This window comes from Streptomyces sp. NPDC037100 (genome assembly GCF_055606225.1).
This window is the reverse complement of the sequence record NZ_JBVJSX010000002.1, coordinates 813,013-828,198: the sequence shown is the minus strand read 5'-3', so window position 1 is coordinate 828,198 and position 15,186 is coordinate 813,013. Positions and strand designations below refer to the sequence as shown.

Here is a 15,186-nt window from a genome sequence, read left to right as displayed (position 1 = left end):
GGTCACAGTCCCAACGTGGTGCGGGCGTTGTTCCAGGCGTCCGTGCAGTGCCGGGCGGTTTCGCCCTTGGTCTGCGCGGCGGTGAACAGGCGGGCGACGTGGGTGTCGGTGAGGCAGCCACAGCGGCCGTGCCGGGACAACACGGCCAGGAACGTCGCATAGACGGTGGCGTGGATGGAGCTGCGGGCTTCGGTGATGCGCTGCTCCGCCATGGCGATCCCGCGTTCCAGGAAGACGGGCGTGCGGTGCGGGCACCGCCCGCCGCCGGACCGTGCGGGCATCGAGACGGAACGGGGCGTCGGCCGAACGGCGGGCGGCTGTTTCACGGCCAGCGCCCGGACGGCGTCGGGCAGGGCGGTCATGGTGCCGGTGCCGGGGCCGAGGTAGCGGGCGTAGGACATGGTCGACTTGATGTCGACACCGGGACGCACCTTGTTGCGCGAGGTCATCGTGCCCCGGTAGATCCAGTGCTCACCGCGCGTCGTCGCTACGGTCCGCGTCGCGGGCAGTGCGGTGCGGGCCCAGGTGATGGCGTCGGCGTTGTCGAGGTCGACCACGGTCAGCCCGGCGCCGCCGGGGTGGTAGGCGACGGCGACGGCCCGCCGCCATACGGCCGTCCAGGCCGGGGAGGCGAGGACGGCCGCGTCGATGGTGGCGGCGGCCCAGGCGTGGCAGACGCCGGGGCACCGGCAGGGCCCGGCGGTCTTCATGTTCGGCCGGCCGCCGCACGCGTTGTCCGCACAGGCGGGGCAGTTGGCGAACGGCACCTTTCCCCGGCGTAAGGGCAAGACGGGCACGCCCGCGCCCGCGAGGTGCAGCGCGGTGTGCTGAGGGTTGGGCGTCCCGCTCATGCCGCCACCCACAGGGCGGGGGCGAGGGTGGCGAGCCAGGCGCGTGCGATCCACTCGGTGTAGGCGGGAGGGAGCGCCTCCCGCAGTCGGAGGTGATCGGTAGACCAGTCGATGCCCTTGGCGGTGCGGATCTCCTGCACGGTCGCCTTACCACCGCCCTGGCCGTACGCGGCGACGTACGGACCCTCGCGGTAGACGCCGTGGCGCCAGCCGCGCACGTAGCCACGGTGGCGGGGGTGTGCCGGCTGCGGGACCGACCAGCCGCCCAACTCGAAGTAGCGATGCATGATCACGTCCAGGCCGAACATCTCACCGCACAGGCGCAGGTCTTTGCGGACCTCGGAGCCGGCCACGTTCTCCATCACGTACGGCCGCCCCGTGGCCTCCAGCGCGGACCGGGTCGGTGCGATCAGCCGGGGGTAGGTCCGGCCGATGGCCGCGTTCCGGGCCCGGTTGGTGCCCTTGGTCGGGGCGCCCTCGCCCTGGCAGGGCGGGGAGGCGTGGATGAAGTCGAACTCGTGGCCGTGCGCGCGGATGAACTCGATCGCGTCGCCCTGGTGGAAGACGTCGCCGCAGTAGTCCGGCTGTGCCTGGATATCGACGCCGGTGACGTGCACGCCGGGGATCGCGCGCTTGATGCCCTTGGTGGCGCCGCCGATGCACGCGTAGGCGTCCAGCACCCGGAAGGGGCGGAAGGGGTCCGGCACTCGCCGGATAGGGGTCGCTTGCGTCATGCTGGGAGACCTCCAACAGATCTGTTGAGGACGGTTGGACAAGGGCGGCCCCGGACTTTGGCGAGAACAGGGGCCGCCCTTGGCGTAGCTAGCTGTGGAAGTGGTTGCGCTTGATCACGGCCTTGCGGATGTTGACCGTGGTCCCGCCGTGGTGGCCGCTCGCGCTGAACACCTGGACAGCGATCCATCCGCCGAAGATGACGGCGGCGAGGATGATGAGCTGGCCGATGAACGCGGTCAGGGCGGCGATGAACGAGGTGAGCAGCAGCAGACCGCCGCACACGGCGAGGAATCCGACGCCCCCGAGGGCGACGTTCACCGCCGTGCGGGACACGGCCGGCTTAGCGGTAACCGGTTCGGGCTGAGTCGGTGAAACGGCGTAGCCGGTGACGACGCGGCCGTCCGGCAGGACGACGCTCGCCACGGCCGGGATAGTGCCCGGCTGGGCGGGGAGGACCGGCGCCGCGTGGACGGCGGCGGGTGTGATCGGGGTGGGTTGGTGGACCACGAGGGGCGTGGTCTGGTGGGTGGTGGGTTCGTTCACGGCTGGGTCTCCTTTCAGTTGTCGAGGGCGGACAGGGCGTCGGCGGATGCCTGTACGAGGTTGTGGATGGGCTCGTAGGCGCCGGTGCCGGCGGCGAAGAACCCGAAGAGGAACAGCACGAGGGCGGCGCCGCCGCCGGCGGACTTGGTCTTGACGGCGAAGACGGAGGCGGCGCCGAACAGCAGCACGGCGGAGATGTCGAGGATCATCGGGAAGAACTCGCTTCCGGGTGAGGCGGATGGGTGGATACGCTTCAGGCGCCCCGGGTGCTCGCAAGCTTGGGGCGTCTGACCGGCGACCGCGCCCGCCTAGCTCCTTCTCGGAGCGGGGTCCGTCTCATGACGGGCGGTCGCCGGTCGCATGCTCAGTCCGTGCCGGCGCGGTAGATGCGCGCCCAGCGGTTGTAGAGCCAGCGGCCGGTCCGGATGCGCTTGCCGGTGGCGTGGCAGCGGCGGCAGTCCTTGCCGCGCTTGATGCGGCCCTTGCGGTCTGTCTTGAGCGCGTGGCCCATGCCACGGCAGCGGCGGCAGTCGCCGAACGGCGACACCGCACACATCCCGCCGTAACCGAGGGTGACGGCGAGTAGGCAGGCGATAGCGAGCAGGGCAGGGGTCATGAAGGGCCCTCCCAGGCAGGTTTTTGGGGTTTGCGCAGGTGGGCCGCTATCCGCTAGCGGCCTGATCAGAGGCGGTTTGGGGCGCTAGCGGGGCCGCTAACGTTAGCGGGGGTTGCCGCTATCGTTAGCGGCTCCGGAGTGTCAGCCTGCGTCGCGCTTTCCGTCACGCTCCGCTATCGCGGTGGTGATGTGGGAGCGGTCGACACCGCGCCGGTTGACGACCTTGCCGTTGACCCGGCGCCCGACCTGGATCGTGGCGATGCCGTGCGGCTTGAGTGCGGCGGCGAGCGCGTCGGGGTCCCATCCGTCGTAGACCTCGGGGCGCAGGTCTGCGAGCCGGGTCACGATGGTTTCCGACCATGCCTTGGCTTCCTTGGCCGGGACGACCGCGAGGATGTCCGCCAGCAGGTCATAGGCGGCCATCGTCGGCTCCGGTGCCTCTCCGAGGGCGTGCCCGGCGAGCAGTCCGGCCTTCTCGCGGACGCGGCGGGCGCGGGCGGCGATGGCTTCGGCGCCGCCGGCGTCGACGTAGACGGAGCGGACGATACGGGCGTCGGAGCCTTCACCCACGAAGTAGTGGATGCCCTTGTCTCCCCAGGCGAACATGGTCGCCCGCACCCCGCGCTTGTACGCGGAGGTGCCCAGCACCATGTCGTTCTCCAACTGGCCCATCACCTTCAGACACCATCGGGCCGACGCGTTCGCAGAGATGCCCGTGGGCAGCGACTTGGCGTCGGGGCGCTGCGTGGCCAACAGGACCACGATGCCGGTCGCGGGGCCGCGCTTGACCAGGTCGGTGATGATCTCCTCGAACTCCTTGCCGTGCTCGGGGTGCTCGAACAGCACCTGGCACTCATCCACCCCGACCACGATCGGATGCAGACCCAACGACCGCTTGTCAGCAAGAGCGCTGGTCACCTTGGACTCGGGGCAGATGTCCCGGGGCAGGGAGCGGATCACCTTCGTGCGCCGGCGCAGTTCCTCGCGCAGGGCCCGGAAGTCGTCCAGCGCGTACTGGACGGGTTCGTCGTCGTCGCCGGCGGCGTGCCGGTAGCCCACCGCGTTGCCCACCGGATCGAGGTCGCCGGTGCCTTTCATGTCGTAGGTGTGCAGCTCAGCGCGCGGATCGAGGGCCGCGATGAGCAGCAGCAGACGCAGCAGGAACGTCTTGCCCATGCGCGGGATGGCGCCGATGACGCCCGCGATGTACATGAGCGTGACTTCGGTCCACCGGCCGCGCTGGTCGGTGCCGTAGGCGACCGGCTTGAACAGATCCACGGTGCCGGACTTCAGCAGCGGCCACGCCGGCTGAGAGGCACGGGACATGTCCTGATCCCCGACCCACAGCACCAGGTGCCCGGTGTGCTCGTCGGGGACCGCTTCGGGCCACACACACCCCAGCGGGCGACGCAGACCGGAAGCGAGCCGCTCGCGACGCTCGATGATGTCCGTCACGGTCACGCCGTAGGGCAGGTTGCCCTCTGCGCGCCAGCCGGGCCCGTCGCGGGTGATGGGGGCGGTGAACTCGAACCCGTCCCGGCCCTTGCCCTGCGCTTGATTGATCGCGGGAATCCCCAATGCCCCCAGTGCCCGCAGCACGATGTCACTGGTCAGCTTGGTCGCCTTCGGGAGTTCCACGGCCCGGTGCACGACCGGGGCGTCCGCCTTGCGGCCGGCGGCGCCCAGGGCGAGGACGACCGCGCCGACGGAGACGGCTTGCAGCCAGTCGGGGGCCAGCACGTAGATGGCGAGCGCCAGGCCGAGACCGGTGAACATCGCAAGTGCGGCGACCAGGGTTCGCAGCCGGACCCGTCCGTCACGCTGCCGCGACAGCTTCAGGTACTCGGCAGCGTCCTCACGCCGTACCGCCGCGAGCCGGACCGGTTCGCCTTCCCTGTCCGCCACCCACCGCATCGTGCCCCCGACGACCTTCGCGGCGCCGGCCGGGGCCTGGAACGCGAGGCGGGCGGCGTAGATCGGGGCCCGGAGCGCGTGGTAGCCGGCGGCGTGGGTGTAGTGGCGGGCCACCCATCCGGTGGCGGTGCGCAGCTCAGCCAGGGACTTGAGCCAGACCGGTACGACCGCGCGGCGGCGGGCGCCGGCGAGTCGACCGAGGTAGCCGGGACCGGTAGCCGCGGGGGCGGGCTGATCGACCATGACCGGCGTGTCCGGGTCCGCCGGCCCCGGCTCAGGAGCGGGGGCGGTAGGGGCCGGTTCGCGGGCGGCGCGGGCCTTGTCCAGGTCGACCACATCGGCGGCCTGGTCGGCGGCCATTTCGGCTTCCAGGCGGTTGAACAGTTCGTGGTCGTCGTCGGGATGCTTCACTGAAAGTTCCTTCTCTCGCAGAGGGAAGGCGGGGCCCGGTCCGTCGCTGTAGGAGGTGAGCGGACGGGCCCCGCCGGGAGTTCAGGCGGCGTACTGCTCGAGGTAGGCGCACGGCGCGCACATGCCGAGCGACGCCGGGATGACGTAGCCAGCGTCACGCCGGCAGGCCGGGCAGGTGCGGCGGGCGGCGTTGGCCTTGGCGAGCGCCGCCCACCGGGCCGGGGTCATCGGCCTCACCGGCTTGGCCAGGTCGACGCGGTACAGGTAGGCGACCAGTGGGCCACGGCGGCGGCGCGGCCGTTCGAGTTGCGCGGCCACGTCCTGGCCCCCGGGCCGCAGGCCACGGGCGCGCAGTTGGCGGCGGGTGGCGTAGCCGTCCGGGGCCAGGCGCCACCGGTAGACCGGCAGCGCAGCCATCAGGCGACGCGCTTCCACGCGGCCCGAAGACGGACCTCAGAGGCGGAGTAGCCGGCGGCCCGGAAGCGGGCGGCCATGTCGCGGTACGACAGGGGCGGCGTCTGGCTGTGCCGGATGTCGTGAACGAGCGTGTCCAGCGCGTCATCCGACAGCGCGGGCGCCCCCGTCTCCAGCGCCGGTACCGGGTCGGTGGGGCCCCATACGGGGAGTTCCCAGCGGGGTGTGACGCCGGGCGTGACGGGGGTCGTCACGCTGGTCAGAGCCCTGCCGGTCTCCTCGCCCTTGCGGGCGGTCTCCAGTGTCGACCACGCCCCCGCGAGCCTCTGCGCGGTCCGTGCCTGGACGCGTGCGACGCGGGCCCCGGCTTCCGTCACGGCCGCCAGTCGGGTCTCCTCGGTGGCCGCTTCGGCGCGCAGCCGGGCGCGGGCCACGGCCGCTTCGTCGCGCGCCTCCTGCTGGATTCCCCGGATCGCGTCCAGCGCGAGCGGGGTGAGCGCTGTGCGCTCCCACAGGCTGTGGACCAGCCACAGGGCCTTGGCGGCGATGGGCAGCCACGCGACAGCGAGCCAGGCGCCGGCGGAGTTCTCAGCGGTCAGGGCGTGCGCGACCAAGACGCCGGCGGCGAGTATGCCGAAGGACCAACCGACCGCCGTTACGGCACGGTTGTGGTCACCTTGCGCGGCGAGGCGGCGTTCGTAGGCGAGGGTGGCCAGCCATCCACCGTCGATACCGAGACCGACGACCAGAGCGACCGGCCAAGGCACCGCCGCACCCAGCCACATCATGACCACCGCGAGGGTGAGCACCATCGACACGGCCGTCATCGCGACAGCCGGAAGCACGGTCTTGGCCCTCACCGGGCACCTCCCGCCTGGCCCGCAAGGGCACCGTCGGCGTCCGGCTGATCGGCATACGCGGTCAGGACGATGCCCGCGCCAGCGAACTGCGCTTCGGCCTTCAGGACGCGGGTGCGGCCCGCGCTCTGGGTGTGGGAGTCGACCGCTTTCGGGGCGATCCGCAGGGCAGTGCGCCACTGCTCGAACGCGGCGAGGCTCTCGCCCGAGGTGTCGTGGAAGGACAGCCGCAACCACTCCGGGAAGATCGGGGAGACATCCACGTCGGGGACGGGCAGGTGCGGGAAGTCCACGGCCAGCAGCCGCAGCGCACGCAGGGGGACCGTGAGGTCGTCCAGCGTCATGCCGCACCCCCGGACAGGCTCGTACCGGCCGCGCGGTTGACCAGCGCGACCCGCGCGGCAAGCGCCCGGCGCCGGGCCCGGCGGATACGCCGCTCGTCCAGCTCGCTCGGGGTGCGGTCCAGGGTGGTGATGTGCGCGTCCAACAGGTCGACGTCCGCCAGGATGATGGGCATCTCCTGCTCGATCGCGTCCAGCTCAGCGTCCGTCGGCTCCATGAAGTCGGCGAACGCGGTAACAGCGTCCTGAACAGTAACGATGTGGTCCATTGGGTCTGGTTCCTCTCAGCCAGGAACGGCCCGAACAGCGGCCCCGGTGTTCCAGCACCGGGGCCGCGCGCCGTTGAAGTCGGAACATCCGGCTCCCCTCAGCGCTGCTCGTACGAGACGAGCAGCGGAGGCAGCCGGCCGCAGCAAAGGGCTGCGGAGGTTGGTTCGTGCTGGTGCGTACGGGCGTAATCCGCACGCGTCCGTCCTCTTGCTGGCAGGGGAGGGACGGCCTCCCAGGCACGCTGTTGAGTTCTCAAGCCACGAGCGCTCACTTTGTACTCACCCCGCCTGAGCTGGGCTTTCCTCCGGGCACCATGCATGTACGGCAGAGCCGTACGTGACACCCCGTCCGGCTTGTCTGGAGGAGTGCCTTGGCAAGACCTTGCACGAGTTGAGCTTGGAGAGTCAAGCCCCCTGGTCTAACTTGTACGGAGGAGTTAGAGCAGAGGGGTTGCCTTGGCAGTACGACGCGGTATGACGAAGTCGCAGGAAATCGCCTATGACCTGCGCGAACAGATCCAGTCCGGCAGGCTGACGGCCGGTGAGGCCCTGCCCAGCGAATCCAAGATGATGGATCAGTACGGCTACAGCCGCGAGACCATCCGCGCCGGTGTGCGCCTCTTGATTGAGGAAGGCCTGGTCGTCACCGGCCAGGGGCAGGGCAAGTATGTCCGCGAGGACTACCCGCCAGTCGTCTGGAACTGGACGACGCTGGAGAGCCGGAGTCGCCACGCGAACGCGGTTGAGGGGCGGACGGCCGGCGACCAGTGGGCAAGCGTGATCGCGGAGAACGGCAACGCTCCACGCCAGGACATCACGGTGTCCATCGTGGAGCCCCCGCCGCACGTCCGGGAACGTCTACAGCTCCCCGAAGACGGCCTTGCCGTGGCGCGCAAGCGTGTTCGGTACATAGACAACCGGCCCTATGCCCTTGCCGATTCGTACTTTCCTCAGCAACTCGTGGTCGGTACACCCCTGATGGAGCCCCGGGACGTCTCCGCGCCCGGCGGCATCCTCGCGTCCGTGGGACTCGTGCAAGCCAAGTACGTGGATGAAATCTCAGTTCGTATGCCGACCCACCAGGAAGCGGAGCAACTTGGCCTACCCACAGCTACTCCAGTCGCAGAACACACCCGAACGGGCTACGACGCGGACGATCGCCCCCTACGCTGCATGGTCACCATCCTCCCGGGAGACAGGCACAAGATCCTCTATGAAGTCAGCACTGACTGAGTACCTCCGCCCTGCGGCGGCGGAGGACGTACCCGCCCTCTTGGCTCTCCGGACAGAGGCAGAAGAGTGGCTACGCACCAAAGGCACGGACCAGTGGAGCGACCCTGAGACCGGCGAAAAGGCCATCGCGAAATGGCGCGCCAGCATAGATGAGGGGCGCGCGTGGGTCGTGGTCGACGAGCGTGATGAGGTGCTCGCGACGGTCAGCCGCGGGCCCGTCGACCGTGACTTCTGGAATGACGCCGACCGTCCCGAATCCGCGCTCTACCTCTACAAATTGATGGTCTCGCGCCAGGCTGCGGGTAGGAGCCTTGGAACGCGTGTCATCGACTGGATGTCACGCCTCGCAGCACTGGAAGGGCGCACTTGGGTCCGCATCGACACATGGCGAACGAACACCGGCCTGCACGCCTACTACGAAAGGCTGGGGTTCCAACACGTGCGCACTGAGGCGCCCTCCCACAGGCGTTCGGGGTGGCTCGCTCAACGGCGGGCCGGTGAATTGGCGTTGCCAAATGATCCCTTGCGAGTTGGCTCTCATGGGGACGTAGCAGAACTTCCTGATCTGCCCCATCAGAGAATGGACGTGTTTAGGGAAGACATGACCAACTGAAGCTGAACGTACCTAGCAACTCCCATAGGATCTCGCGTTTTCTGCGTATCCATGGAGTCTGGGAAAGTGTCGCTGACTGCTTCTTTTGCCTTGTTTGGGAATCTCGTCTCTGTGATCGTCGCCAAGTAGAAGCAAGGACGTCGCCGCTAGTCGGCTCGAAGGGGGTTTGCGTGCGGGTAATTCTTGACACCCAGGTCGTCTCGTATGCCATTAAGGGGCGCTTGGGGGAACCCCTACCGTCGGATTTTGCTATCACTTCGACAGTCGCTCAAGAGCTCTTGCGTGTTCGCGATAAGGCAACGGGTGGTGCTCGCTATTTCACGCCACCCCCGCAAGGCGTATCACCTGACCGGAGGGCGAACTATCTTGCGGGCCGGAGCATCCACGGGCGCAATCGACCCAGTAACAGACCCCTGTTTAAGAAGGCCACGGACAGGGTGGTGATGGACTTCAACAATGAATACCCGTCCGTGGTCGAGTATGGTCACGTAGGTATTTCTCATCTGATCAACACGGCTAACCGGGGCATTTATGCCGAGTCCATAACCCACCTCTCGAAGAGTGAGCGAAAGAAGCTAATTGAGAACTTCGAATTCCTTGCCGATTGCCGAGTGGAGTGTATTCCAGTAGATTCCGACTGCGTGTCGATCGGGTTTTCCTTGCTCAAGGAGATGGTGAGCAAGGGGGTGAATTTAAAAGCCGATTTTCGTAATAGTCTTAACGACATGCTGATACTGGCTACTGCTCGCAATAAGCGACTCGACCTGCGGACCATGGATGAGCTCCTTGCGCAATTCGCCAAAGAGTGCGATGTCTCTGAGGTCGTGAGTCAAGGCCCCTTTTACGATTTGACCTTTTCTGAAGATCAAGGCGCAAAACGGCGTGAGTCGCGCGAAAGCAAGGGATACCGGAATACCGGCTGGCGATTTGCGATCCATCGGGCGCCTGCCCCGACCAGGCCGCCTACCCACTAGCTGCGTGAGGCCGTCTCGGGATGCTGGCATGCAGGGGGGCAAGACCGGCACGATGCGAAGCCGTCGCGGCGGCGCCGGAGGCCGTGATTCCCCCAGGTGTCCCCCGAAAGCCACCTCAGGCAAGGAAGCAGCAGGTCGCAGCACTCGAAACCGTCCCGCTGTAAAGCTGCTGCGTCGTCGCCTGCGGGCCGTCTGAAAAGGCCAGCAGGCTCGTGCGGTTACTCGTCGTCCCTGCCACATAGTGCGCGGTGGTACCGGAGGTGTGCTTCGTTGATTTGGTGGGCGGGATGCCGGCGGAGCTGGCCTATGGGGGTGCCGTCGGCGGTCACGTGCACGGTGTCCTCGGTGTCGACGTAGATGGCAAGTGCGTCGAACTGCACGTGGTGATTGGGGCAGAGGACGAGCAGGTTGGATAGCTTGTCCGGGCCGTTGTGGGGGCGACCGAGGCCGCGGATGTGGGCTGCTTCGCTGTAGGTAGTGAATCGGGTCGACAACTGCAGACCGCAGACCTGGCAGCGGTCGCCGTGCAGTCTCTTCACTGTGGCCGTCAGCTCAGGATCACGGACGATGCGGGAGAGGGTGACCGTGCGCCTTGAGGCCGGGCCTGGTTCCATCTCTCGTTCCTCCCCGCCGTCGGGGACTCCGCTTGCGTTCTCGTAGCCGGCCAGTCCCAACCGGTCCATCAGCTCGGCGTGGTCGACATCAGCGAGGTAGGTCTCCCGTAGGACAGCAACTGCCTGAGAGCGCACGAAGGAATCACCCAGCAGGTGCGCGGCTTGCCCGTTCAGGCCGGCCCTGGGGTTGAACCGTTCGAGCGTTGCGGTAGAGGGCTCGACGGATGAATCCGACGGGAGGCCTGTGACGTGCCACAGGTGGCTCGTCTTCAAGCGCCAGAACGGATACTCAGGGGTCACGGAGGACTCGGGAAGTCCGAACTCGGCCAGTAGGCCTCCCACCTCGTCGCGGAACTCCCGCCAGGGTGCGAGACGGGGCTTCCCTGCGGCGATCCGAGAGATCCCCCACAGCAGTGACAAGGGCTTGTGCCTGCTCGGGCGGCCGTTCAACCGATGGACTTGGAGGTTCCTCAGCCTGTCCACGAGGGCGGTCGCGGTCAGTTCCTCCTGTTGCTCGGCCGGGCCGAAGGAGACTGTGCCTTTGCTGTTTGGTTGGCGAGGTGCGGGAAACAGCCCTGCCATTTCGTAGCTGTCCTCGGCCGAGTGAGGACGAGAAGTCGGGTCCCCTTCAGAGCGGACGGTCTGCCGTCGTACTTCAGGCAGTGCCGGATGGCCGTGCGTCACCCATTGGCGCCAGGCACGCGGAGCGAGCTCGAGCGCGTCGCTGGCAGAGAGCGAAGGATTGCCTCGGGCTTCGACCCACGCCCAGTCGACCTGATCGTCTTCTGCGCTCAGATCCAGGACAACCAGGTCATAGCGATAGTTGGGGAAGGGCCGTCCCTTGGTCTCCTGCTCTATCTGCTCAACCCGCTCGATGACCGCCACACCGCAGAACTCGACGTACCCCTTGGGGGTCTTGTTGCGCGTGACCGCTGCGAACAAGAGCAACGGCACGGCCAGGGCACGCTGCTCGGGGGTGGGTGCCTGGTGCTCTGCGAAGGCTTCCAGCAGCACCGCATTGCCCTGGGTGCTTCCCACGGGGACGGTGTGGTCGACTCGGTGATCGCCGAAGTAGCGCACGTGACCGTTGTCCAGGTCGAACACGTCATGCCAAGGAGTCTCAGCCGTGCCGGCCTTCCACGGGCTGGACCGGATCAGAATCGCAGGACGCCGCCGCCCGCCCGGCGCCCTCACTTTGGCGACAGGGTTGATGCCCTTGCTCAACTGGATCTGAGCAATGGTGCGAGAAGACGTGACGTGGTGGATGTTCCGGTACCCATCGATGACCGGTGTGGAGGGATCCCGATTCTGGGCGGACCGCAGCACTTCACCGACACGCAGATGGCTTCCCACTGAGAGCCTCCCCCTGACGCCATCGCTTTGTGGGAACGATCTTGCCATGCCCTTGGGTGGGTGGACTGACGGTTCCCGTAACCGACCCGTTCCGGGGGGCTTGTCACCGGATCCGTCGTACGCGCTGCTGGAGGGCAACCGTGGCGCCCGTCAATCCGAGGCCGCCGATCCGCTTGATCAGACCCGCTTCCGTCCACCACTCTGAATGAACGCTGGAATCAGACCGATGTTATGGCGGGCAGGTCCCATTTGTTGACCAGGGCGTCGACGGTCTCGAACTCGACTGGGCCGAGGATCACGTAGGGCAGCGTGACGCGCATGCCGAGCGCCTCGCCGCCGTCAATCATCCCGGTTTGTACGGGCCCGAGTGGGGCGAGGCGAGCGGCCACTCCGTCCACGGCTCTCTTTCGTGCTGCGTCAGCCTGGAAGCGTTGCCCGGTCCACATCAGCTTCCATCCGCCTTTAATGACGTGCTCAGCGACCGTTCGCCTCACGATCTGTGCGTGGGGAAGCAGTACTACTGAGTGGATGGCGGGCAGTACCGCACCACCTGCCGATACGCACTTGATGATGTCGTCCGTCACCAGCTTGTAGACGCCGTTCACGTCGCCGGCTGTCTGCGCGTGAGAGGTACGGACCGCTTTGAACTCCGCCACACCGTGTACGGGCGGGGGGTAGCGCCGAGATCGGCGGCCCCGCCGTTCCACGATCGCCAGGTCCAGCCGCCGGCCTGCGAGGGTTCCGTCTTCTCTCTCGGCGTCTACCCCTGTCCACTCCCGCCCGGCATCCAGCCGCCGCGTTCTTTGCAGGCGTAGGTGCAGTTGATACGCAACTCGGTCCCGGATTGGGTTCTCTATCTGCGAGGTGAGCGCCAGGTAGGCCAACTCGCCAGGCGCGTAGGTGTTTCCAGCGCTTTGAAGGCACTCGTGGAGGAGTTGCGCCGTGAGTGAGGTTGGAGGCTCGGCCGCGCCTTCGGCGGAGTGTCCCGTCGTCATGGCTCCAACCTACGGGCCGGGTCTGACAACCGGCGCCGCAGAGACGGGAACTGCTTACCAGGTCCGGGCCTAAAGGTAGAGCTCTCATCCGGGCCCCCTGCCGCGTCGGACCCGGATCGGCGCGCGTGGAGTGGCACCGCTAGCGAACTGATGCATCAGGCCCCCACATACAACGGCGATCCTGAGATCGTGACTGCGGTTTTGGACGCCGCGCAGTTCTGATTTCCAGGGTCGACCCACCTGGTGGCACCCCGGCTACCGCCAGTCCTGAGTGCTGCAGCCCACCTATGAGAATCGAACGCATAAGCCCCTGCCAGATGTCTCCCAAATCTGCGGTATATGTGGCGCTGTTGCCATCGGATGACCATGCTGGTCAGCTATGGGTAATGAGCCGCCGGAGAGTACATCGTCATCACAGTCGCCGGGTCGCTGGTTGGGTATCGCGGGTGGCGTAGCCGCGGCCGCAGGGATTGCGTGGGTCGTCAACCGGGCCACCTCGCTGGAGAGTAGTTCGGCGGCAGCCTGGTTGGGTGTAGCAGCTGCCGCCACGGCTGCGGTGTCCACCAGCTGGATCACATGGAGGCAAGCACGCGAGGCCGACCGCGCCATCGATGCCGGTCGTGAGCGTGTTCGCGAGGCCGAGCGCGGGGTGGAAGGCGCTTTGGCCGCTCGCTCCGGATCAGCACTCACAGCCCCCAGGGGTCTCCCGGCGCCCAGGGAAGAGCCAGAGACACAACACGACCGCCGGGATCTGGCACTGGCTCAATTGTGGTCGCTGACGCATCGCCGACTGGATCTCTACCATGAGATTGCCACGAACCAGGCGCGACGATCGTTCGTGAGCGCGCAGATCTCCATGGGAGTCGGCTTTACACTATTGGTGCTATTCGTCGTTTTGGCCTTGAACGTGAGCAGTGCTACCGGCGCGATTGTTACGGGCGGCCTAGGGGCGGTCTCGGCAGCGCTAGCCGGGTTCATCAGCAAGACATTCGTGAAATCTCAGCAGTCTGCGGCTGACCACCTAAAGGCGTACTTCGATCAACCGCTGGAGTTTTCCCGCTATCTTGCGGCAGAACGGCTGCTGGCCGACACCGGCCTGTCGGACGAGAAACGGGCTGAGGTCGTCGCCATGCTGGTCCAAACGATCGCAGCCGGCCCTGGACCTAACCCTGCCCTGGAAGCGACTGGACTGGCGCGACAGTTGCAAGACCTGCTGCCCGGTCAGCCATAGCTTCCTACGCCGCCTGCTGCCTATGCCTACCGCACCGCGGGCCCGCTCGATGGCCCAGGCTAGCGTCGCGCGGGCGGTGACCCGCAGGAGTAGATCCGCCATGGCTCAAGCCTCCATGGGGCCCTACAACCAACTCACCGCGCCTGGCACCCGGCACGAACTCCGCCCACGGACTTCCAACGCTCCTTCTGCCCAGGTGAGCGAGGACTTGCCAGAGCGCCGTTCCGCCCTGCTCAGGGAGCTGGCGGCGCTACCGCCCGCGGTGAGTCAGTGGGCAATGGGGCAGTTGTGGGGCTCCGATGTTGGGGCAAGGCAAACCTGCAGGTGGTAGGCGCTTCGCCGCACGGACTGTAAATCTGCCGGCTCAGCCTTCCCAGGTTCGAATCCTGGCGCCGCCACACTGGGGAAGACCCCCTCTGATCAGGTTGTTCACCTGGCCGGAGGGGGTTTTCGCTGTCTACGGTCGGCACCGCCCACCTCGTCGTACGCTCCTGGTCGCCGCCCCGCTCCCGCCCCCGCCCCCGGCTGTCCCCCGGGGTGAGCATGATCACTCCACCTCACCGGGCCGGAGGGCATGAACGCGTCAGACAGGCTGCCGCCTCTCGTAACGGCACCCTTCTGAAGAGGTGTACCGCGGCAGCATCAAGACGGCTGCCGACTCGGGCGAGAACTTCATCCAGCCGGGCAGCTACACCTGCTTCGAGATCGACTCCAAGCACGCTCGCTGTGAGGGCGACCTCTACATCGACCCGCACCCGAGCCAGGAACACGTCGACTCCAACAGTGACGCCACGACCTGGAAGGTCGGGGTCTCGCTGAAGCTGTGGAAGGCCGACGGCGGCCTCAAGACCGGGGAACTGCAGACGCGGTCCACGACCACCCAGCTGAAGCGCGCGGCCAAGGTCACCACCAACGCCTCGCCGGAGCCGGTCACCAAGGGCAAGACGATCACCGTCACGGGCAAGCTGACCCGTGCCAACTGGAGCACGAAGAAGTACGACGCCTACAGCCGTACGGCCGGCCTCCAGTTCCGCGCCAAGGGCACCGACAGCTACAAGACGCTCAAGAAGGCCACCACCAGCAGTACCGGGGGACTGAAGACCACGGTCACCGCCTCGGTCGACGGCTCCTTCCGCTGGGTGTACTACGGCAACTCCACGACCGGCGTTGCCACCAGCGCGGCGGATTACGTCGACGTGCGCTGACGCCTTAGGCGACCAGG

At 67.3% G+C, this 15,186-nt stretch carries 16 protein-coding genes and 1 pseudogene; 5 read left to right on the top strand and 12 right to left on the bottom strand.

What is annotated here, in order from left to right; genetic code table 11:
- Window positions 1–2 precede the first annotated feature (2 nt).
- From ACZ7EG_RS08980 to ACZ7EG_RS08935, 10 genes are all read right to left on the bottom strand, one after another.
- Window positions 3–851: a bifunctional DNA primase/polymerase gene (locus ACZ7EG_RS08980; RefSeq protein ID WP_381102788.1), complete on the bottom strand. Its 849-nt coding sequence runs from the start codon at window positions 849–851 to the stop codon at window positions 3–5.
- Window positions 848–1,585, bottom strand: a complete 738-nt coding sequence (locus ACZ7EG_RS08975; RefSeq protein ID WP_381102790.1) for a class I SAM-dependent methyltransferase — start codon at window positions 1,583–1,585, stop codon at window positions 848–850. The genes ACZ7EG_RS08980 and ACZ7EG_RS08975 overlap by 4 nt, the downstream gene beginning before the upstream one ends.
- A gap of 88 nt (window positions 1,586–1,673) precedes the next feature.
- Window positions 1,674–2,129, bottom strand: a complete 456-nt coding sequence (locus ACZ7EG_RS08970) for a hypothetical protein (protein WP_466405289.1) — start codon at window positions 2,127–2,129, stop codon at window positions 1,674–1,676.
- Window positions 2,130–2,143: 14 nt separating this feature from the next.
- Window positions 2,144–2,338, bottom strand: a complete 195-nt coding sequence (locus tag ACZ7EG_RS08965) for a hypothetical protein (RefSeq protein ID WP_381102794.1) — start codon at window positions 2,336–2,338, stop codon at window positions 2,144–2,146.
- A gap of 155 nt (window positions 2,339–2,493) precedes the next feature.
- Window positions 2,494–2,745 (bottom strand): hypothetical protein, encoded by a 252-nt coding sequence (locus tag ACZ7EG_RS08960; protein ID WP_381102796.1) that lies wholly within the window; start codon window positions 2,743–2,745, stop codon window positions 2,494–2,496.
- A 141-nt stretch (window positions 2,746–2,886) separates the two neighbouring features.
- Entirely contained in the window at window positions 2,887–5,070 is a 2,184-nt protein-coding gene (locus tag ACZ7EG_RS08955) for a cell division protein FtsK (protein WP_471074294.1), read from the bottom strand.
- An 81-nt stretch (window positions 5,071–5,151) separates the two neighbouring features.
- Entirely contained in the window at window positions 5,152–5,487 is a 336-nt protein-coding gene (locus ACZ7EG_RS08950) for an RRQRL motif-containing zinc-binding protein (RefSeq protein WP_466405285.1), read from the bottom strand.
- On the bottom strand, window positions 5,487–6,344 hold the full coding sequence (locus ACZ7EG_RS08945; RefSeq protein ID WP_471074291.1) for a protein spdB: 858 nt from the start codon (window positions 6,342–6,344) through the stop codon (window positions 5,487–5,489). Before ACZ7EG_RS08945 ends, ACZ7EG_RS08950 begins: the two co-directional genes overlap by 1 nt.
- On the bottom strand, window positions 6,341–6,685 hold the full coding sequence (locus tag ACZ7EG_RS08940) for a hypothetical protein (protein WP_471074288.1): 345 nt from the start codon (window positions 6,683–6,685) through the stop codon (window positions 6,341–6,343). Before ACZ7EG_RS08940 ends, ACZ7EG_RS08945 begins: the two co-directional genes overlap by 4 nt.
- Window positions 6,682–6,951 (bottom strand): DUF6284 family protein, encoded by a 270-nt coding sequence (locus ACZ7EG_RS08935; protein WP_471074285.1) that lies wholly within the window; start codon window positions 6,949–6,951, stop codon window positions 6,682–6,684. The genes ACZ7EG_RS08940 and ACZ7EG_RS08935 overlap by 4 nt, the downstream gene beginning before the upstream one ends.
- 474 nt (window positions 6,952–7,425) lie before the next feature.
- Between ACZ7EG_RS08935 and ACZ7EG_RS08930 the strand changes: the two genes are divergently transcribed.
- The 3 genes from ACZ7EG_RS08930 (at window position 7,426) to ACZ7EG_RS08920 (ending at window position 9,771) form a co-directional block, all read left to right on the top strand.
- On the top strand, window positions 7,426–8,184 hold the full coding sequence (locus ACZ7EG_RS08930) for a GntR family transcriptional regulator (RefSeq protein ID WP_466405280.1): 759 nt from the start codon (window positions 7,426–7,428) through the stop codon (window positions 8,182–8,184).
- Window positions 8,165–8,797 carry a GNAT family N-acetyltransferase gene (locus ACZ7EG_RS08925; RefSeq protein ID WP_466405278.1) on the top strand — a complete coding sequence of 211 codons (633 nt, stop codon included), beginning with the start codon at window positions 8,165–8,167 and terminating at the stop codon, window positions 8,795–8,797. Before ACZ7EG_RS08930 ends, ACZ7EG_RS08925 begins: the two co-directional genes overlap by 20 nt.
- Window positions 8,798–9,240: 443 nt before the next feature.
- Entirely contained in the window at window positions 9,241–9,771 is a 531-nt protein-coding gene (locus tag ACZ7EG_RS08920; protein ID WP_471074282.1) for a PIN domain-containing protein, read from the top strand.
- Window positions 9,772–9,989: 218 nt separating this feature from the next.
- Here the strand turns inward: ACZ7EG_RS08920 and ACZ7EG_RS08915 are convergent, their stop codons facing one another.
- Window positions 9,990–11,738 (bottom strand): phosphorothioated DNA-binding restriction endonuclease family protein, encoded by a 1,749-nt coding sequence (locus ACZ7EG_RS08915; RefSeq protein WP_471074279.1) that lies wholly within the window; start codon window positions 11,736–11,738, stop codon window positions 9,990–9,992.
- 218 nt (window positions 11,739–11,956) lie between these two features.
- Entirely contained in the window at window positions 11,957–12,733 is a 777-nt protein-coding gene (locus ACZ7EG_RS08910) for a hypothetical protein (protein ID WP_471074276.1), read from the bottom strand.
- Window positions 12,734–13,112: 379 nt separating this feature from the next.
- Here ACZ7EG_RS08910 and ACZ7EG_RS08905 point away from each other — a divergent pair, with 379 nt between their 5' ends.
- Both ACZ7EG_RS08905 and ACZ7EG_RS08900 read left to right on the top strand, forming a co-directional pair.
- Window positions 13,113–13,964 (top strand): TRADD-N-associated membrane domain-containing protein, encoded by an 852-nt coding sequence (locus ACZ7EG_RS08905; RefSeq protein ID WP_471074273.1) that lies wholly within the window; start codon window positions 13,113–13,115, stop codon window positions 13,962–13,964.
- A 626-nt stretch (window positions 13,965–14,590) separates the two neighbouring features.
- Window positions 14,591–15,169 (top strand): annotated as a pseudogene (locus ACZ7EG_RS08900) (hypothetical protein); the annotation flags it as partial.
- Between the last annotated feature and the right edge of the window lie 17 nt (window positions 15,170–15,186).